Consider the following 17,026-nt stretch of genomic DNA (forward strand, 5'->3'; position numbering starts at 1 on the left):
GCCAGATGATCCCGAAATGAGCCGATAGAGCCAACAATTTCCGGCCTCAGAGGCAAATCAAGGCCAAAGGCAGCTTTGCCCGGTCTCAAGAGGCACTTAACTCCCTGTTGCCCAGAGCTTCCCTAGACCATCTGCTCGGGCTGCACCCAGCGATCGAACTCTTCAGCGCTGATCTCGCCGAGCACCAGGGCGGCCTCCTTGAGGCTGAGCTGGTGGTTGTGGGCGTGCTTAGCGATGGCGCAGGCCCGGTCGTAGCCGATCGCCGGGGTGAGGGCCGTGACCAGCATCAGGCTTTGATCCAGCAGGGTTTCGATGCGGCTTTCATTGGCCCTGAGCCCCTCGATGCAGTGCGCGCGGAAGCTGGTGCAGGCCCCGGCCAGCAGCTCGATGCTCTCGAGCACGTTGTGGGCGATCACTGGCTTGAACACGTTCAGCTCGAAGTTGCCCTGGCTGGCGGCCAGCTGCACGGCCGTGTTGTTGCCCATCACCTGCACGGCCACCATGGTCAGGCTCTCGGCCTGGGTGGGATTCACCTTGCCCGGCATGATTGAACTACCCGGTTCGTTTTCCGGAATCACCAGCTCGCCCAGGCCGCAGCGGGGGCCACTGGCCAGCCAGCGGATGTCGTTGGCGATCTTCAGCAGCGAGCCGGCCAGCACGGTGAGGGCCCCGTGGGCTGCGGCCAGGGGCTCGTGGCCGGCCAGGGCCTGAAATTTGTTGGGCGCGCTTGTGAAGGGCAGACCTAGGCGCTCGGCCAGTCGCGCAGACACCGCCTCACCGAAGCCGCTGGGGGCATTAAGCCCGGTGCCCACCGCCGTGCCGCCAATTGCCAGCTGGCGCACCTGGGGCAGGCTGGCGCGGATGGTTTCCAGTGCTAGATCCAGCTGGGCGCCGTAGCCGCCGAATTCCTGGCCCAGACTCAGGGGCACCGCATCCTGCAGGTGGGTGCGGCCGATCTTGATGATCGCGGCAAAGGCCTCGGCCTTTACGGCCAGGGCGGCGCGCAGCGCTTCTACGGCGGGCAGCAGAGTGCGCTCCAGTTCAATTGCCACGGCCACATGCAGGGCGGCGGGAAAGGTGTCGTTGCTGGATTGGCTGAGGTTGACATGGTCGTTGGGGTGCACCGGTCTCTTGCTGCCCAGCACCCCACCGGAGGCTTCAATCGCCCGGTTGGCGATCACCTCGTTGACGTTCATGTTGGTTTGGGTGCCGGAGCCCGTCTGCCACACCTTGAGCGGAAATTCAGCGTCGAGGCGGCCGGAGGCCACCTCCTCGGCAGCGGTCACGATCAGGGCGGCCAGCTCGGGACTGAGCTTGCCCTTGGCCATATTCACCTCAGCGCAGGCGGCCTTGAGCGCTCCGAAGGCATGCACCACCGCCAGGGGCATGGTCTGGCCGAAGGGGAAATATTCGATTGAGCGCTGGGTCTGGGCGCCCCAGTAATGCTGCTCGGGCACCTCGATGGCGCCCATGCTGTCGCTTTCAAGGCGGCCCATCAGCGGCTCACCACCTCGGAATTGAGTTCGTTGAAGCTTTCGGTGGTGCTGGTGGTGCCCCCCTCGGGTAGGGGGATGCCGGTGGCCTGGCTGACGGCGGCGTTGATGGCATCGACGCTCACGGCGCCCTGCTCATCGAAAACAACCTGCCCCTCGCTGTTGAACACCACCACCTGGGGGATCAGGCCCGACCAGTAGTGGGCTGGATCGCTGGGGCCGGTGTCGGCCCGGTTTTGGAGCGGATCGGTAACCAGCGGAATCAGCTCGATGTTGTTGAGCCACACCCGCTGCAGCTCCGAGACCACCGCCGAGAATTGCTTGCTGGCTGCGTCGTCGTCGAGGTAATAGACGACAACGGTGGTGCGGTGGTCGTCCAGGGCCTGGGCAAGGCTGCTGCGCGGCGGTACCAGGGAGCCGTTGCCGGCGTAGAGGGCGTAGATGTTGCCGTCGTAGCTGTTGTTGGTGAGCGAGGCCTGGGCGGGGCGGCTACCTAGGCCCACCAGGCCCGCCGCCAGCAGCAGCCCCAGGGCGGAACTGAGCAGGAGTCGCAGGATGTGCCCAAGGGTTGAGGCCCGTGCCCCGATCCCCTGTTGCCCGTTCTGATTTCGCCCCATGCCGGCTTGCAAGCTCGATTAAAGCCATTGTGGCGGGGCGTCAGCTGCGGCCCACGCCCTTGGCGATGCCGCGTCCCATGCCCTGGGCAATACCCCGGCCGACCAGGCCAATGGCCCGGCCCAGCACCCTGGTGAGCAGCACCACCACCAGATCGCCGAGGCCTCGCAGTAGGCCCTGCACCTGGGGGGCCAGGGCATCGCGGCTTTCCAGCGCCAGGGTCACCAGTTGCTGCAGCCAGCCCAGTTGTCGCAGTTCGGCGTCGCGGGGTTCGGTGAGCTCCTGGCAGTCGATGGCGCCATCGCGCAGGCAATAGAGCCGGCGGCGGCTTTCATAGAGGCTGATTGGCCGCTCCACCCAGCTGCTCCAACGCAGTTGGGCGTTGAGCTGGTTGCGCAGCCGCTCCAGGTTGCGGGTGGCGAGCAGCTCGGGCTGGAGCAGGTAGCGACGCAACTCGGGCCAGCTGGCGCAGCTGGCCAGCAGCTCGGCGCTGACCAGTTCGGCGCTGCGCACCAGCCAGTTGCTCACTAGTAGTTCGAGGTAGAGCACGGCCCGCGGTTCGTCGGCGGCCAGCAGCTGGCCATCCACCAGCAGGGGCTGGGCCCGCACCAGGGAGGCCAGCATCGGCTGGGCCTCGGGCAGCTCCGGGTCGCGGCCCGTCAGATCGCTGCTGCGAAGCAGGCTGTCGGCTACCGGCAGCAGGCTGCCTTCGCAGGGCAGCTGCACGTAGGAATTCACCAGGCTGCGCATGGCCTGCTGGCGCAGCTCGGGCTGCCATTGCTCCCAGCGCTCCTGCAGGGGAGCGGGGTCGGCAAGTAGCCGCTGGCGCAGGCTGTCTAGTTGGCATAGCAGGGCCAGCAGCAGGTCGCGCCGCCGCTCGGGGCTGAGGCCCTCCAAGGCCAGCAGCTGGCCGCTTTGATTGCTGAGCTCGGCACCACTGCCGGCCTCGAGCCGCTGTCGAATGGCGCGCCAGATGCCGTCGGCACTGCGCTGCTGCAGGGTGATCGCCAGCACGGGCTGCGGGCTGCTGGGGCAGGGATCGGGCGCGCTCCAGGCCACACTCAGCGGCCCCCAAAGCAGCAGCAGCAGCTCGCGGGCTGCCGAGAGTTCGCGCAGGCGGCCCTGCAGCACCAGCAGCTGCACCAAGTTGGTGGGTGGCGGCGTCAGCAGGCGCTTGATGGCAGCTAGGTCGGCGTCGATCTGCTGCAGGCCGCTGATCAGCAGCCACTGGCCCAGGCCGAGGGCTGGGCTGGCTGCTGGGCGGGGGGAGGCGCTGCCTGCCGCCGCTGCCAGCACGCGCCCGCCGGTCAGCAGGGTGGCGAGGGCCGCCAGCAACTCCTGGGGCTCGGGCGATTCGAGGATTCCAGCCGCCGGCAGCTGCAGCAGGGCATCACCGCCTAGACCATGGGCCGCAGGCAGCAGCAGCAGCACGGGAGCTGGCTGCCAGCGCTCCTGCAGGCGCAGCAATTCTTCTGCCAAGCGCCCGCCCTGGAGGTCGCCGCTGCTGGCTTGCCAGATCACCAGTTGGGGCAGCCCTTGCAGTTGCTCTGGCCGCTCAGCGACGCTGTAAAGCCCCGCCTGAGCCTTGAGCAGGCGGGTGAGGCCATCGCGCAGCAGCGGCTCGGCAAACAGCAGCAGCTGCGAACTCACGGGTTTGGCGAACTCATGGGTTTGACGAACTCATGGGTTTGGAGATGGCATGCGCCAAAGGTACCGATGCTGGAGCGGATTCTCCAGTCCTGGGTCGGCGCAGGGATTCAGCTGCGGCGCCGGCCGGTGAGATGCAGGGTGTAGTTCTCGATGGCGAAGCCGGTGCGGCGCTCGATCTGGTCGAGCAACTCGCGCGGCAGCTCGACATCTAGGTCTTGGATGGCGCCTGATTGCGAGCAGGTGAGGTGGCTGTGGGGATCGCTGCGATAGCCGTAAAGCCGGCCACTGGCCCGGTCGAGGCACTCGATTACGCCAGCGGTTTGCAGGGCTTCAAGGTTTTGATAAACAGACGTGTGACCGATGTTGCGGCCCAGGTTGTTGAGCTTTTCAAAAATGTCGCGGGCGCTGAGATGGCTTTTCTCAACCCAAAGCAAATCGAGCACCATGCGGCGCTGGCGGCTGAGCCTCATGCCCAGGTCGCGGCAGCGCTGGTAGACGTCGTCTACGCAGGCTGATGGATTGGTTGGGGGAAGGGCGTCGGCGATCACTCGACACGCCTCAAAACAGACTCAATCTGTTATAGGGCAGGTCGCAAGCGATCCGCTTTTGCGATGGGGGCAGGTTGTCTGTTCAAGCCATAATCGAGGCAGTGGTCGGATCCTGCAGGCGGCCCTCGTCGATGGCCTGCAGGGCTTCAGCTAGATCCACCCGTCCGTCGTAGAGGGCCCGGCCCACGATCACCCCCTCCACCCCTAGGGGCGCCAGGCTCAGCAGCGACAGCAGGTGCTCCAGGTTGCCGATGCCGCCGGAGGCGATCACCGGCACGGCGCTGGCCTCGGCCATGGCCCGCAGGGCTTCGAGGTTGGGGCCCGCCAGTGTGCCGTCTGTGGCGATGTCGGTGCTGATGATTGCGGCGATGCCGCTGGTGCAGAAGCGCTGGGCTAGGGCGGTGGCTTCGGTGCTGCTCTCTTCGATCCAGCCGCGGGTGGCCACCTTGCCGTTTTTGGCGTCGATGCCCACCACGATCCGGCCGGGATGGCGCGATGCCAGCTCATCGACTAATTCGGGTTGCTCAAGAGCCACGGTGCCGAGGATGACCCGATCCAGTCCGAAGCTCAGCAACTCCTCGGCCCGTTCGGCGCTGCGCACCCCACCCCCCAGCTGCACGGGGATGCTGAGGGCGGTGGTGATCGCCTTCACGGCCGCATCGTTGACCGGTTGGCCGCTGCGGGCGCCATCTAGATCCACTAGGTGCAGCCGCCTGGCTCCCTGCTGCTGCCAGCTGAGGGCCTGGGCCACTGGGTCGTCGGAGAAGCGGGTTACCTGGTCGTAGTCGCCCTGGTGCAGCCGCACGCAGTGGCCATCGAGCAGGTCGATGGCGGGAATTATCTGCATGGCTGCTGGAGGCAATTGCTGCCAGCCAGGCTGCCAGAGCTGCCGGTTGCGCAGCTCCCGTAGCGGCACCACCAGCCGAAAGCCCCGCTCCAGCACCGCCTGGAGTTCCACGGCCCGTTCCGCGCCCTGGCCCCGCTCCCCCAGCAGGGAGAAGTGGCGATAGCCGCGGCTGCCGGCGGGCCACGACGTGATGGTGGCCGGCTGGGCGGTGTAGGCCTTGGCCAGACGCATCACTGAAAGGGGCAAACCAGAACCAAAGTGTGGTTTAAGGCGCCGTCTTGGCGGCCAAAATTAGAAACCCCATTTGTGCGCCCTATGGCCCGAGTTCGACAAGCCTCCTTTGCAGGCGGAATCGGCAGTAGGGCCGTCAGGGTTTTCGCCTGCTTAGGCGTCGCTGCAGGAGCGATGTTGATGCCCGTCAGGGCGGAACCGGCGAAAACGGCGCTGCGTTTTGTGCTGGTTCCGAAGGTCAGTCACCCCTGGTTTGAGGAGGTGCGGCTGGGGGCCTTGGCGGCGGCTCGCATGATTACCAGCCAGACCGGCCGGCCGGTGACCGTGGACTACCAGCCCCCGGCCCAGGCCACGGTGGAGCAGCAACAAGCGATCCTCAGCCGGGCCATCAATTCCAAGGCCGATGGAATTTTCATCGATCTGCTCGATGCCAGCCGCCTAACTCCCCTGCTTGTCCGCGCTCGGGCTGAGGGGATTCAGCTGGCGATTTTCGATTCCGAAGCACCGGCCGGCTTGCCGATCACCAGCGTGGGCAACGACTACTGCAAGCAGGCCCAGATTGCCTCTGAGCGCCTGGTGAAGCTGCTGGCAGGTCGCGGTGAAGTGGCAATCATGCAGGGGGTTCCCACGGCGCCAAACCACGCGATCCGATTTCGCTGCCATCAGGAGGTATTCCGCCGCTTTCCCGGCATCCAGGTGGTGGCCACCCCAAGCGATCAGGACTCCATCGCCACCGCCGAGCAGCAGGCTCTAGCGACGATGAAGGCCCATCCGGCCCTGCGGGGCTGGGTGGCCAGCGACGCCAGCGGGCCCATCGGCATCGGCCGTGCCATCGCCAGCCTGGGGGCCCAGGGTCGTGTGCAGGCGGTAGGTATTGATGATCTGCCCGAGCTGGTGGGCCAAATACGCAGCGGCGTGGTGAACTCCAGCGTGGCGACCAAGCCGAGGGCCCAGGGCTACTGGTCGATCTTGTCCCTTTGGCAGCAGACGCTGGCGGCGCCACCGATCGAGCGGATCGACACGGGCATAACGGTGGTGGAGTAACCGCCTCTGCTGTCCGGGGGTTTGAATGACGCCCAGTTTCGCGGCCCCGTGGGCAGCAGCATGAACATCCTGGTGATGGGCGGCACCCGCTTCGTGGGCAAACCGCTGGTGGAGCGGCTGCAGGCTGAAGGCCATGCCCTCACCTTGTTTACCCGTGGCAACAAGCCAGCGCCGGCTGGGGTGGAGCACCTGATCGGCGACCGCAGCACTGCTGGGGGGCTGGAGCCGCTGGTGGGTCGCAGTTTTGATGTGATCGTCGATAGCTCGGGCCGCAGCCTTGAGGATTCCCGCGCTGTGATCGAGCGCACCGGGCCTCCGGCCCATCGCTTTGTTTATGTGAGCTCGGCCGGTGTTTACGCCGATAGCGAGCTTTGGCCCCTCGATGAAAACAGCCCCGTTGATCCCGCCAGCCGCCACGCTGGCAAGGCCGAAACCGAAGCCTGGCTGCGCAGCGAGGGCATCGCTTTCACCAGCTTCCGGCCCACCTACATCGTGGGGCCGGGCAACTACAACCCTGTGGAGAGCTGGTTTTTTGATCGCATCGTGCACGGCCGGCCCGTGCCCCTTCCCGGTGATGGCAGCACGATCACCCAGCTGGGCCATGTGGCAGACCTAGCCGCCGCCATGGCTCGCTGCATCGAGGTGGATGCCGCCGCCAACCGCATCTACAACTGCACCGGCAGCCAGGGCGTCACCTTCCGCGGCTTGGTGCAGGCAGCGGCCCGGGCGGCCGGCAAGGAGCCAGCTTCTGTGGAAATCCGCAGCTTCGATCCCGCTGCTCTCGATAAAAAAGCCCGCAAGGCCTTCCCGCTGCGCCTAGCCCACTTCCTCACCGACACCACCCGGGTGCGGCGTGAACTGGCCTGGGAGCCGGCCTTTGACCTTGAGGCCACCATCGCCGACAGCTACACCAACGACTACGCCCTGCGGACTCCCACCAGCCCTGATTTCTCCGCAGACGAGGCCTTGATCGGCTGAGCTTCTTTGCCGCAGCTGTGAGGCCTATTTCCATAGGCTCCTGCCATGAACTGGACTACCGACTCGATTCCCGATCAGGCCGGACGCTTGGCCCTGATCACCGGCGCCAACAGCGGCCTGGGCCTGGAAACGGCGCGGGCGCTAGTGGCCAAGGGCGCCACCGTGGTGCTCGGCTGCCGCAGCCTGCCCCGGGCAGAGCTTGCCAAGGGTGAATTGTCGGCAGCGGCCGCTAGCGGGGGTGGTGCCGTTGAGCTGCTGGAGCTTGATCTGGCCAGCTTGGCTTGCGTGCGCCGTGCCGCTGCGGAATTGGCCGATCGCCACGGCCGGCTGGATCTGCTGATCAACAACGCCGGACTGATGGCCCTGCCGCGGCAGCTCACCCCCGACGGCTTCGAGATGCAGCTGGGTGTGAACCACCTGGGCCATTTCGCCCTCACCCTGGCCCTGCTGCCGCTGCTATCAGACCGCCCGAATGCACGGGTGGTGAGCGTGACCTCAGGGGCCCAGTATTTCGGCCGCATTGCTTTCGACGACCTACAGGGCGAGCGCCGCTACGACCGCTGGGCTGCCTACGGCCAGAGCAAGCTCGCCAATGTGATGTTTGCCCTAGAGCTGCAGCAGCGGCTGCGCGATCAGGGCCAGGCGGTGTTGTCGCTGGCGGCCCATCCGGGCTTTGCCCGCACCAATCTTCAGCTGGCCTCGGTGGCTGCCAATGGGTCGTGGTTTGAACCCCTGGCCTACCGGCTGATGGGCCCGCTGTTGCAGAGCGCGGCCATGGGAGCGTTACCCCAGTTGTTTGCCGCCACCGCACCCGAAGCCACCCCAGGGGGTCACTACGGACCAAATCAGTTCGGTGGCATGCGGGGCTGGCCCACCGAGGTGCGCATTGCCCCCGCTGCCCTCGATGTCGATCAGCGCCAGCGGCTCTGGCAGCGCAGCGAGGAGCTCACTGCTGGGGCTGCAGCGCCATGAATGTATTGGAGCGCGCTGAATGTCTGCTGGATGCGGGCAGCTCCGGCAATATGAATTTCACGGTGATCGCCGAGTACCGCGGTTGCCTCGAAGCCGATGCGATCCAGGGGGCCCTCGCCTCCCTTCAGCAGCAACACCTGTTGCTGCGCAGCACGCTGGTTTGGGATGGCGACCACTGCCACTTCGCTGAAACCCCGGCCGCCATCGAGATACAGGTGCTGCCCTGGCTGGATGATCCCAACGGGAGCCCAGCCCCAGGGGCCTGGAAGCCAGCTGCCATGGCGGCCCTGCGCCAGCGTTTTGGCGGCGGCGGCGAGCCCCTCTGGCGCGTCAGCTGGCTGGCGGGGCGTGAGCGGGGCCAGCTACTGCTCACCTTTCACCATGCGATCGCCGATGGCCTCTCGGCCATGGCTTTGGTGCAGCAGCTGTTTGCCCTACTCGCTGCCGCTGGCGGCGTTGGCAGTCCCGGGCCAGCTGTCGATTGGGATGCCCACACCCCTGAGCTAGGGCAAACCTTTGCAAGCGCAGGCCAGGGGGCTGGCGCGGTGGATTCTTTGACGGAGCGGCGGGACACCGGCTTGAGCACCAGTTACGTCTTCGAGGAGCTCAGCGCCGAAGCCAGTGCGGGGGTGCTGGCCTGGACTCGCCTGAGGGGTCTGCGCCTTAATGCCACCCTGCACGCTGCTTTCCTGCAGGCGCTGGTGGCAGATGGGTTTCTACCTGCGAAAACCACAGCCACAACCGTGGTGAATTTACGCAGCCTGGCTGAACCGCCCCTGCCCTGGGAGCTGATGCGGCTGCTGCGCGTTTGTGTGGATACATCGGTTGAGGTGGATCCCGATTCAAGCCTCGATCAGCTGGCCAGCGAACTGCATGGGGTGTTGCAGCAGCAGCTGAGCTCCGGCTCGCCCCTGCGGGCCCTAAACACGATTGCTGCGGCGCTTGAGGACGGCCCCACCCCACACCAGCTCTGGCAGCGCAGCTGGCGCCAAGGGGGCTTGATCACCAATCTTGGTCGCGTGCCAGTGCAGGCCCAGCACGGGGAACTGGAGTTGGCGCGGTTGTTCTTTGTGGCCAACGTTGAACCAATCGCCCTGCCGCATCAGCCCCTGGCGGTGCTCGGTGCCCTCAGCTTTCGAGATCAGCTCAGCCTCACCCTGTTTCACATCGAGCAGCAACTTGGCGACGCTCGGGCCACAGCGGTGCTGGCAGATACAAAAAAGCGGCTGGTGGCACTTGGATAAATAAATGGATGCCAGCAAAAGACGCTTTGAGTTAGGGCTTGCGTAGGTAGCCCCAGGCGGAGCTCAGCGCCAGCAGCAGCGACGGCCAGAACAGCCAGAAGCCCGCGCTCTGGAATGCCGCCGCCAGTCCGAAACCCCAGCCGTTGGGCCAGAGCAGCAGCAGCAGGCTGGTGAATTGCAGGATCGTTTTGAGCTTGCCGGCCAAGGAGGCCGGGCCGCCACTGGCTTCAGCGGCGCGCCAGCCAGAGATAAGTAGTTCCCGGGCCAGCAGCAGCCAGATCGCCCACAGGGGCAGGATCCCCTCCGCTCCAAGCCACAGCAGCGGCGCGCTGATCAGGATTTTGTCGGTGAGGGGATCGAGGCGGGCGCCCCACACCGAGCCGCCGCCGGCCCGGCGTGCCAGGGCGCCATCGGCCCAGTCGCTCAGGCCGCCCAGTAGCAGCAGCCACCAGGCCAGGGCTGGTTGGCCCCCCGCCAGGGCAACGATCAGCGGTAGTCCCAGCACGGCCCGGGCCACGGTGAGGCCGTCGGCCAGTTGGCGTATCCGTTGCGTCGCCATGGTGTCTGCCGTGCTCGGCCCCAGAATGGCTCCAGTCGTCTTGTTTGGCCCGTGGTGCAACAGCTGGTTTCTGCCGTGATGTCTGCACCGGTGTTGAGTGTCACAGCGGACAGTCCCCTGCAGGATGCTGTGAAGCTGATGAGCGAGCACCACATCAGCGGTTTGCCGGTGGTGGATGGCAGTGGCGCCCTGGTGGGCGAGCTCAGCGAGCAAGACCTGATGGTGCGCGAGAGCGGCTTCCAGCCCGGCCCCTACGTAATGCTGCTCGATGCGGTGATTTACCTGCGCAATCCGCTCAACTGGGACAAGGAGGTGCACCAGGTGCTCGGCAGCACCGTGGGCGAGGTGATGGGCCAGCATCCCCACTGCTGCAGCGCCGAGCTGCCCCTGCCGGCAGCCGCGGGCCTGCTGCATGAGCGCAGCACCCAACGCCTGTTTGTCCTGGATGGCGAGCACCGCCCGGTGGGTGTGCTCACCCGCGGGGATGTGGTGAGGGCCCTGGCGGCAGCGGGTTAAGGCAGGAGTATCAGCCGATCAGGGCCGGGCCAGCTGCCTTGAGCCCTGAGGCCAAGCAACGATGGCCCCCTCTGCCACCAGCCAGATCCTTTCCCCTGGGGAGCAGGGATGGCCGCCGGTCAAGCGGCCATAGGCGGGCAGGGCTAGCCGCTCACTGGTTTCGCAGTAGCTGAAGCAAGGCAACCGCAGCCGATCGGCACCCCGGCCAACCACCGCCACTGGATGCAGGTGACCGCAGAGGTTGAGCATGCCCGCCCGCGGCTCTGGAATGTGGCTCAGCCACCAGGGGCCTAGGGCTTGGGATGGCTCCTGCGGCAGTCCCTCGATCCAGCTGCCCTGCTCATGGTTGCCGCCGATTAGGCGCAGCTGGCAGCCCAGCAGCTCCGGTAGCGCTGCCAGCTTGGCCCGGAGTTGGCCGGTGAGCCCTAGGCGGCTGTGGATCAGGTCTCCCAGCACCACCACCTGCTGGGGCTCTAGCTGATGGGCCAACTCCAGCAGCCCATTGAGGGTCTCGCCGTCGCCATCGCTGGGCAGGGGAATGCCGTGGGCCTGGAAGCTTTCCGCCTTGCCCAGGTGCAAATCCGCCACTAATAGGGCCCGGCGCTGGGGGTCCCACGCCGCCTTGGCGCCAAGCAGCTGAAGCGTCTGGCCCCGCCAGTCAAAGCCGACGCTTGCTGCAACAGCGCTTCGGTCTGCGTTCACACCATGCCCTGGGCGCATCGGACGTAGGAGCGTGTGGGGCCATCATCGGTAACGCTGGTGCTACAGGATTGATCCGATCACATCTGGACCCTGGGCGGCCCCATTGGCATTGCTGGTGCGCATGACCAGCTGCTTAGAGAAATAAACCACAGGCGAATTCACCGAAATGGTTGCAGCGGATGAGTCAGAAATGCTTCCTGATTTGACCTCCATTTTTCTGCCGGTTCGTGCCGGTCGCTGTCGCCTTTGGGTTGGGCAACACCTCCCTGCCAGCTCTTCAGCTGCCCTGCCCCTGCTGGTATGTCACGGCGGACCAGGAGTTCCCAGCGACTATCTATTTCCCCTTGGTGGCCAACTGCCACGCCCGGTACTTTTCTTCGACCAACTGGGGTGTGGCCGCAGTGAGCGGCCCAGCCCCGAGGTTGAGGAGTACTCCATCGCGGCCTCCGTGCAGGACCTAGTTGAGGTGGTGGAAGCCATGGCGGCCCAGCGGTTTATTCCCTTGCAGCGGGGCGAGCCGGCCTATCACCTCTACGGCCAGTCGTTTGGCGGCATCCTTGCTTGCGAGGCGCTCGCCTCAAACAGTGGCTTACCTGTGCCGCGCTCGCTCACCCTCTCCAATGTGCCCAGCTCGGTGCCCGTGTTGCTTGAGGAGGTGGCAGCCCTGCTCGCGCATCTCGATGGTGACGGCGCCCGCTTTGATGCGACCCACGTCTGCAGAACGACGCCGCGACCACCGGAGCTGTTGGCTGCCTACGCCCCAGGTCACCCCGGTAACCATTGGCGCGGCGTTGATGTGATTGCGGACTGGTGCGCGACGGAGCCAAGCCTGGGCTGCCTCACCCTGCCAGTGTTGCTGCTCGCGGCGGAACACGACTTCGTCACCCCTCGCTCGATGGAGGGCTGGCAACACCTGGCCCAGCAACGGCTGGAGATTATCCCCGGAGCGGCCCATCACGCGCTGCTGGAGAGGCCCGAGGTCTACGGAGCCTGCCTGGAGCGCTTCCTGCAGGAGCACGAAAGCGCTAGAGGTCCAATGGAGGGCATGGAGTAATTGTCAGGGCTTGATCTGGTGAGAAATACCGAGCACACCCAGCACTTGACCTTTCTTGCCAATACAGGTTGTTTTCAGCGTCTCAACGTAAACCTTGTTCCCCTTGGGACAGACCAACCATTAATTGTTTCGGATGGGTTTACCACCGGTCAGGATTAGTGGGATGGCTACTGAACCGTTCCGTACAAACTCGCCCCAGATCGACTGCAATGGGCTTCGCCAGATATGAGTATTATTTGGTTTTACGTAGCCGGAAAGGGGCCTGGGAGGGGCTGCTGGATACGGGAATGTGCTCCTGGAAGTAATAAATGTAGTTCTCGCGGTAGGCTATCCCCTTAGTCTCCAAATACCAGCGGGCATGCGGGCGCCGCTGTCGTAGAGCTTCAAGGTCAAGGCTTCGGGAGTGGCGTTGAACCGATTATGGAGTTACTAAGTGCCATGCCGCCGCTGCCAGCGGCGGCGCTCCTCATTTTTGCTGGGCTGGGCGCTGTCATTGGAGCGTCCGCGCAGGAGGAAGGCCTCGATCGAGCCGTGTCCCTTGAGGGCTACGTTGCCGCGGATGTCGCAGCGGAAGCGCGGCGGCAGTAGTCGCTGGGTTTCGATCGAAAGCTGAATTTCACCAGGGATACCTGTCGACTCCATGCGACTAGCAACATTGACGCTGTCGCCCCAGAGGTCGTAGGCGTATTTGCGATGGCCGATGACACCGGCCACCACCGGTCCGGTGTGGATGCCGATGCGGATATCCATCGACACGCCTTCCTCTATTACTACCTGCCTGTGAGTCGCCAGCATGTCTAGGGCTAGGTCGGCGATCCGTTCGGCATGGTCCTCTGTCGCGAGCGGTACACCAGCTGCAGCCATGTAGGAATCGCCAATTGTTTTGATCTTCTCAACCCCTCGCTGATCGCAAAGCTCATCGAAGCAGCGGAAGATATGGTCGATCAGAGACACAACTCGGTGAGCATCCATATGGCTTGCTATTTCTGTGAAACCCACCATGTCGCTGAATAGGATGGTGGCTGAGGGGTGGTAGTCGTAGATCGTTCCCTCCTCTCCCTTAATCCGTTCGACAATCACATCGGGAAGCATGTTATGGAGAAGCGCTTCGGCCTTAGCCTTTTCGCTTTTGAGGGCTTCAAATAATTCATCGCGACTCAGTTCGGTGAAGATATGGCCGATTAGTTGTATCTGATCTTCAGTTGGCTTCCGCCATAGCTCGATTGGGATGACGTAGTCGTGTCGATTAGAAATATTTTGGCTGCTTACGCCGATGGTCTCGCGCACAATCACTTGCTGGAGATGAGGTGGCAGGGGGTAATCGACGCCGTCTGCAACTAGGCGCACCAGCAATTTGGCAGTTTCGGCAGGGGATCTTTCTGGGTATTGCAGATAGAGCTCGATCGCCGCATCTGCTTGCCAGTGCAAAAACCAGCGCAAGGCATCTGAAATAAGCGCTAAGCAGGGAATTAGCTGGGTTTCCCGTGCTTCTAGCAGTCCAAGGATGCGCAGCATCTTGTGGCGAGTTTCCTCCAGTGAAGTAGCCTCTTGCATATCCACTCGACCCAGCGAGATCAGGCTTGACATCCCATCACCAATACGCTGGCATCATCACTGCGCAGGGCCTGACTCATCAATAGATCTGCCAGCGCGGCGATTGGCAGCTTGGGATCTGTGTTTTGACGTAGCTGACGCACTTGAGATTCACGCAGCCCGTCTGAAAACTGCACCACTGTATCGCCCCTGTTTAGGGGAAAGTGCTGCACCATCGGCGTGGGGAAGCGATCACCAAGCTGCCCATCTCGACTTACTCCGGTCCATCCCCGCGGCTTGAATTGCAGTATGCGAGTGTTGCCGATGCCGCTGAACCACATCTCCCAGCGTTGGGTATCAATTAAGGAGAGGCCGATGGCTGCCCCTCGGCTGCCGCAGGCGAGTTGATGGGCCGTGCGCAGCAGCTCGCTTAACCACTGCTCAGCCGGACAGGCTGGGGCCAGGTTTGTTTCTGTGTCATCAATGGTGGAGAGTTCAGCGGCCAACTGCTCGAAACGCTGCTGCATCCCCTCCACTACGGCATGAGCCACCGCGTGGGCCCCTGGACCATGGCCACAGCCATCCACTACTGCCAGCAGCCATAGATGAGCATGGTTCGTTGTCAATATTTGGTCGCCACTGACGCGTTCCGGGTAGCAAGCCCGGATGCGCTGCTCAAAATTCAGTACGCAAGGGCTATTGCCAGCTTGGGGTCGAAGGTCGATGGTCTGCTCTCGATGGCTTGCAGGTGGCAGGGAAGCCGAGCTGTTGGTATGTGTTTTTGTTATTTGTACGGCTGGCAGACGTATCCAGCGCAGCGCCCGCACCTCTGTGCCTTTGCCTGGGCTGCTGACGATTGCCAAGTCATCACTCATGCGCTTAACCGCTGGCAATCCCAGACCGAGGCTGTTGCCTGTACTGAAATGATCTTCAAGGGCACGATCTAGGTCTGGTATGCCCGGACCCTTATCTATTGCTTCGATCAGGATTCCAATGCGGAGGCCATCTTCCACCTCGCTGATGCGAATGATTCCCTGTTCTCCGTATTTGAGGATATTGGTGCCAAGTTCGGCGATCACGGTGCCGAGGCTGCTGCGATCCAGGCTGCTAAGGCTTGGGTAGTAATCCTTTCGCTGCATAGATACTGCCGCAATCTGCACGTCGGAGCGCCGCTGGATCCTGTAGTGCCGGGTATTGACGTTATGCATTACATGCCTCCAGGGAGCTCGCCATGTCGACCCGGAAGATGAGGTCGTCGATGCTGATCGGCATTTGGCAGAGATAGGCAGCGATGCCAGGGCGAATCCCCATCAACACCGTGGGCACTCCGAGCACTTCATTGGTCTGCACCAAGTGTCGCAATACCTGGAACTCGGTCATGTCAAGCAGGGTGACGGTGCTGAGATTTAGAATCACCCCTCTGATGGCTTCTTGGCTTACCCGTTGGGTAACATCCTCAACTATCCGATTCAGCACCAAATCGGATAGTTCCCCGGGTAGAGAGACCACCAGCAGCCCATCAACTGCCGCCATAGATGTGCGGATGTCATTGACGGGGCTGGCCATGGAGCAAGTCTCCTTCAGCGGTAGGTACGTTGCCGATGTAGATATTGGTGTTGAGGTCGCGAAGATGACCTGCCTTTCTGAAGATCGAGTACTCCCATCTTGCTTAGGCAGGTGGAAAATGCATCGCGGAGTGTGGCAGTGGTACGCAGTTCGCTGATGTCTACTCCCAATTCAACGATGGTGTGGGCTATCGAGGATGACACGCCGGAGACAATGGTCTCGCAGCCCATGATACGGGTTGCTTTAGTGATTTTTTATCAGTTGATTGGCTACGGCGGTGTCGACAGTTGGTACACCGCTGATATCAAGGATGAACATCTTTGAGCTGGTCTGGCTGATGCGATCGAGGGTTTTACGCATGACGTCGTCAGTGCGGGTGGAATCCACAATGCCAACTAGCGGCAGTAGCAGAATTTCGTCCCAGATTGGGGTGACCGGGGTTGACATTTCCTGCAGGGTGCGGTCCAGCTCAAGTCGCACCCGTTCTGCTTCCTTGGCCTCCTCAAGGGCCGCTTCCAGTTCGGCAGTCTTGACGCCCATCAGTGCCACGGCTTGGTTGAACTGAGCTGTGATGTCGTAGGCAAACTTCACCACTCGCAACAGCTTGCCACCGGCATCGAGAATCGGGTTGTAAGAAGCTTCTAGCCAGACAGGATCTCCAGATTTAGTTATGCGTTTGAATTGACCACGCTGGCGCTCTCCTCTCGATAATGACATCCAAAACTGTTTGTAGGTGGTAGATAACACTTCGTCTTTTTCAACAAATATTCGGTGTAACTTGCCGACCACTTCATGTTCATCGTAGCCCATTACCTCAAGAAAGATGGGATTGGCTCGCAGGATGGTGCTGTCAGGAGCGAATTCAATAACTGCCATGGAGTTTTCAATCGCTGCCATCGTGCTGGCGGCGACCGCAGCATTATTTTTAGCTTCAGTGATATCGGTGGCAAGACCAATTATCTTGTCTGGTTTGCCGCCACTGTTTAGGATGGGGTTGTAGCTTATCAGTAGCCATACCCTTTGCCTCCTTTGGCGATATAGCGATACTCGCCTTCCCTCATGGTGCCTTTGGCAAGGCTCGTCCATAGTTGCTTGTATTCACTGGAAATTGCATCGGCTGGTTCTATGAATATGCTGTGATGTTGGCCGATTAATTCTGCTTCGCTGTAGCCAATCAGCTGCAAGAAGTTGGTGTTCGCGCTCAAAATGCTTCCCTTGAGATCGAATTCGATCATGGCCTTGGAGCGATTGAGAGCCGTAAAAAGTTCCTGGCCGCTAGTGGTGTCGATCGCCTGGCTTGGAGCTTTCTTGCCTGTTGTTGTCACACGCCCACCATTGAGATCACGCCTATGTTCTGGAACCGCAAATGCTTTATTGGGCAAAACGCGCAGTTCTCTTAAGGGTCTGGCTGCTTGCAGTTAGCAAACGTGACATGGGCAGGTGGATGTCTTAGACACCTCAGCGGCCATAATTA

Annotated in this window: 18 protein-coding genes and 1 pseudogene; 6 read left to right on the top strand and 13 right to left on the bottom strand. The window is 62.8% G+C overall.

What is annotated here, in order from left to right; all coding sequences use genetic code 11:
* Window positions 1-122: 122 nt before the first annotated feature.
* The 6 genes and pseudogenes from fumC to KBY75_RS13175 form a co-directional block, all read right to left on the bottom strand.
* The gene (gene fumC, locus KBY75_RS13150) at window positions 123-1,496 is read right to left on the bottom strand and encodes a class II fumarate hydratase (protein ID WP_255024231.1); all 1,374 of its coding nucleotides are present in this window, start codon (window positions 1,494-1,496) and stop codon (window positions 123-125) included.
* Complete coding sequence (locus KBY75_RS13155; RefSeq protein ID WP_255024232.1) at window positions 1,496-2,110, bottom strand: thylakoid membrane photosystem I accumulation factor; 615 nt, start codon at window positions 2,108-2,110, stop codon at window positions 1,496-1,498. The genes fumC and KBY75_RS13155 overlap by 1 nt, the downstream gene beginning before the upstream one ends.
* Before the next feature lie 40 nt (window positions 2,111-2,150).
* Window positions 2,151-3,758 (bottom strand): DUF3685 domain-containing protein, encoded by a 1,608-nt coding sequence (locus tag KBY75_RS13160; RefSeq protein ID WP_255024233.1) that lies wholly within the window; start codon window positions 3,756-3,758, stop codon window positions 2,151-2,153.
* Between the two features lie 107 nt (window positions 3,759-3,865).
* On the bottom strand, window positions 3,866-4,228 hold the full coding sequence (locus tag KBY75_RS13165; RefSeq protein ID WP_255024255.1) for a Fur family transcriptional regulator: 363 nt from the start codon (window positions 4,226-4,228) through the stop codon (window positions 3,866-3,868).
* A 160-nt stretch (window positions 4,229-4,388) separates the two neighbouring features.
* A complete protein-coding gene (hisA, locus tag KBY75_RS13170) occupies window positions 4,389-5,153 on the bottom strand; it encodes a 1-(5-phosphoribosyl)-5-[(5-phosphoribosylamino)methylideneamino]imidazole-4-carboxamide isomerase (protein ID WP_255024256.1) in 765 nt (254 codons plus the stop codon).
* 30 nt (window positions 5,154-5,183) lie between these two features.
* A pseudogene (locus KBY75_RS13175) lies at window positions 5,184-5,384 on the bottom strand (TIGR02450 family Trp-rich protein); the annotation flags it as partial.
* Between the two features lie 180 nt (window positions 5,385-5,564).
* Here KBY75_RS13175 and KBY75_RS13180 point away from each other — a divergent pair.
* From KBY75_RS13180 to KBY75_RS13195, 4 genes are read left to right on the top strand one after another with little or no spacing between them, the layout of a single operon-like run.
* Window positions 5,565-6,428 (top strand): substrate-binding domain-containing protein, encoded by an 864-nt coding sequence (locus KBY75_RS13180; RefSeq protein WP_255016801.1) that lies wholly within the window; start codon window positions 5,565-5,567, stop codon window positions 6,426-6,428.
* A gap of 60 nt (window positions 6,429-6,488) precedes the next feature.
* Window positions 6,489-7,406, top strand: coding sequence for an NAD-dependent epimerase/dehydratase family protein (locus KBY75_RS13185; protein ID WP_254929579.1), 918 nt, complete (start codon window positions 6,489-6,491; stop codon window positions 7,404-7,406).
* A 45-nt stretch (window positions 7,407-7,451) separates the two neighbouring features.
* Complete coding sequence (locus KBY75_RS13190) at window positions 7,452-8,378, top strand: oxidoreductase (protein ID WP_255024234.1); 927 nt, start codon at window positions 7,452-7,454, stop codon at window positions 8,376-8,378.
* Window positions 8,375-9,622 carry a phthiocerol/phthiodiolone dimycocerosyl transferase family protein gene (locus KBY75_RS13195; RefSeq protein ID WP_255024235.1) on the top strand — a complete coding sequence of 416 codons (1,248 nt, stop codon included), beginning with the start codon at window positions 8,375-8,377 and terminating at the stop codon, window positions 9,620-9,622. Before KBY75_RS13190 ends, KBY75_RS13195 begins: the two co-directional genes overlap by 4 nt.
* Window positions 9,623-9,653: 31 nt before the next feature.
* On the opposite strand, the gene KBY75_RS13200 is transcribed toward KBY75_RS13195, so the two are convergent.
* Window positions 9,654-10,181, bottom strand: a complete 528-nt coding sequence (locus KBY75_RS13200; RefSeq protein WP_254936351.1) for a CDP-alcohol phosphatidyltransferase family protein — start codon at window positions 10,179-10,181, stop codon at window positions 9,654-9,656.
* A 78-nt stretch (window positions 10,182-10,259) separates the two neighbouring features.
* On the opposite strand from KBY75_RS13200, the gene KBY75_RS13205 reads away from it, so the two are divergent.
* Window positions 10,260-10,697 (top strand): CBS domain-containing protein, encoded by a 438-nt coding sequence (locus KBY75_RS13205; RefSeq protein WP_255024257.1) that lies wholly within the window; start codon window positions 10,260-10,262, stop codon window positions 10,695-10,697.
* Between the two features lie 18 nt (window positions 10,698-10,715).
* On the opposite strand, the gene pdeM is transcribed toward KBY75_RS13205, so the two are convergent.
* Window positions 10,716-11,417: a ligase-associated DNA damage response endonuclease PdeM gene (gene pdeM, locus KBY75_RS13210; RefSeq protein ID WP_396096739.1), complete on the bottom strand. Its 702-nt coding sequence runs from the start codon at window positions 11,415-11,417 to the stop codon at window positions 10,716-10,718.
* 172 nt (window positions 11,418-11,589) lie between these two features.
* Here pdeM and KBY75_RS13215 point away from each other — a divergent pair, with 172 nt between their 5' ends.
* Window positions 11,590-12,453: an alpha/beta fold hydrolase gene (locus KBY75_RS13215; RefSeq protein WP_254936349.1), complete on the top strand. Its 864-nt coding sequence runs from the start codon at window positions 11,590-11,592 to the stop codon at window positions 12,451-12,453.
* Window positions 12,454-12,882: 429 nt separating this feature from the next.
* Here KBY75_RS13215 and KBY75_RS13220 read toward each other — a convergent pair whose 3' ends face one another.
* From KBY75_RS13220 to KBY75_RS13240, 5 genes are all read right to left on the bottom strand, one after another.
* Window positions 12,883-13,968 (bottom strand): adenylate/guanylate cyclase domain-containing protein, encoded by a 1,086-nt coding sequence (locus KBY75_RS13220; protein ID WP_255024236.1) that lies wholly within the window; start codon window positions 13,966-13,968, stop codon window positions 12,883-12,885.
* A 59-nt stretch (window positions 13,969-14,027) separates the two neighbouring features.
* On the bottom strand, window positions 14,028-15,194 hold the full coding sequence (locus tag KBY75_RS13225) for an ATP-binding SpoIIE family protein phosphatase (RefSeq protein ID WP_255024237.1): 1,167 nt from the start codon (window positions 15,192-15,194) through the stop codon (window positions 14,028-14,030).
* Window positions 15,187-15,552, bottom strand: coding sequence for an STAS domain-containing protein (locus tag KBY75_RS13230; protein ID WP_254936346.1), 366 nt, complete (start codon window positions 15,550-15,552; stop codon window positions 15,187-15,189). The genes KBY75_RS13225 and KBY75_RS13230 overlap by 8 nt, the downstream gene beginning before the upstream one ends.
* A gap of 243 nt (window positions 15,553-15,795) precedes the next feature.
* Window positions 15,796-16,449: a PAS domain-containing protein gene (locus tag KBY75_RS13235; RefSeq protein ID WP_255024238.1), complete on the bottom strand. Its 654-nt coding sequence runs from the start codon at window positions 16,447-16,449 to the stop codon at window positions 15,796-15,798.
* Between the two features lie 107 nt (window positions 16,450-16,556).
* Window positions 16,557-16,934, bottom strand: coding sequence for a PAS domain-containing protein (locus KBY75_RS13240; protein ID WP_255024239.1), 378 nt, complete (start codon window positions 16,932-16,934; stop codon window positions 16,557-16,559).
* Window positions 16,935-17,026 lie beyond the last annotated feature (92 nt).

The sequence above is a fragment of the Cyanobium sp. T1G-Tous genome, from assembly GCF_024345455.1.
GTDB lineage: Bacteria > Cyanobacteriota > Cyanobacteriia > PCC-6307 > Cyanobiaceae > Cyanobium_A.

What these genes read in the sequence shown, in the direction of transcription:
- KBY75_RS13190 (WP_255024234.1), top strand. Translation starts at nt 7,452, where the DNA reads ATGAACTGGACTACCGACTCGATTCCCGATCAGGCCGGACGCTTGGCC.
- KBY75_RS13165 (WP_255024255.1), bottom strand. Translation starts at nt 4,228, where the DNA reads ATGAGGCTCAGCCGCCAGCGCCGCATGGTGCTCGATTTGCTTTGGGTT.
- KBY75_RS13205 (WP_255024257.1), top strand. Translation starts at nt 10,260, where the DNA reads ATGTCTGCACCGGTGTTGAGTGTCACAGCGGACAGTCCCCTGCAGGAT.
- KBY75_RS13235 (WP_255024238.1), bottom strand. Translation starts at nt 16,449, where the DNA reads ATGGCAGCGATTGAAAACTCCATGGCAGTTATTGAATTCGCTCCTGAC.
- KBY75_RS13185 (WP_254929579.1), top strand. Translation starts at nt 6,489, where the DNA reads ATGAACATCCTGGTGATGGGCGGCACCCGCTTCGTGGGCAAACCGCTG.
- KBY75_RS13155 (WP_255024232.1), bottom strand. Translation starts at nt 2,110, where the DNA reads ATGGGGCGAAATCAGAACGGGCAACAGGGGATCGGGGCACGGGCCTCA.
- KBY75_RS13220 (WP_255024236.1), bottom strand. Translation starts at nt 13,968, where the DNA reads ATGCTGCGCATCCTTGGACTGCTAGAAGCACGGGAAACCCAGCTAATT.
- KBY75_RS13215 (WP_254936349.1), top strand. Translation starts at nt 11,590, where the DNA reads ATGCTTCCTGATTTGACCTCCATTTTTCTGCCGGTTCGTGCCGGTCGC.
- fumC (WP_255024231.1), bottom strand. Translation starts at nt 1,496, where the DNA reads ATGGGCCGCCTTGAAAGCGACAGCATGGGCGCCATCGAGGTGCCCGAG.
- KBY75_RS13195 (WP_255024235.1), top strand. Translation starts at nt 8,375, where the DNA reads ATGAATGTATTGGAGCGCGCTGAATGTCTGCTGGATGCGGGCAGCTCC.
- hisA (WP_255024256.1), bottom strand. Translation starts at nt 5,153, where the DNA reads ATGCAGATAATTCCCGCCATCGACCTGCTCGATGGCCACTGCGTGCGG.
- KBY75_RS13180 (WP_255016801.1), top strand. Translation starts at nt 5,565, where the DNA reads ATGCCCGTCAGGGCGGAACCGGCGAAAACGGCGCTGCGTTTTGTGCTG.
- KBY75_RS13200 (WP_254936351.1), bottom strand. Translation starts at nt 10,181, where the DNA reads ATGGCGACGCAACGGATACGCCAACTGGCCGACGGCCTCACCGTGGCC.
- pdeM (WP_396096739.1), bottom strand. Translation starts at nt 11,417, where the DNA reads ATGCGCCCAGGGCATGGTGTGAACGCAGACCGAAGCGCTGTTGCAGCA.
- KBY75_RS13225 (WP_255024237.1), bottom strand. Translation starts at nt 15,194, where the DNA reads ATGCATAACGTCAATACCCGGCACTACAGGATCCAGCGGCGCTCCGAC.
- KBY75_RS13230 (WP_254936346.1), bottom strand. Translation starts at nt 15,552, where the DNA reads ATGGCCAGCCCCGTCAATGACATCCGCACATCTATGGCGGCAGTTGAT.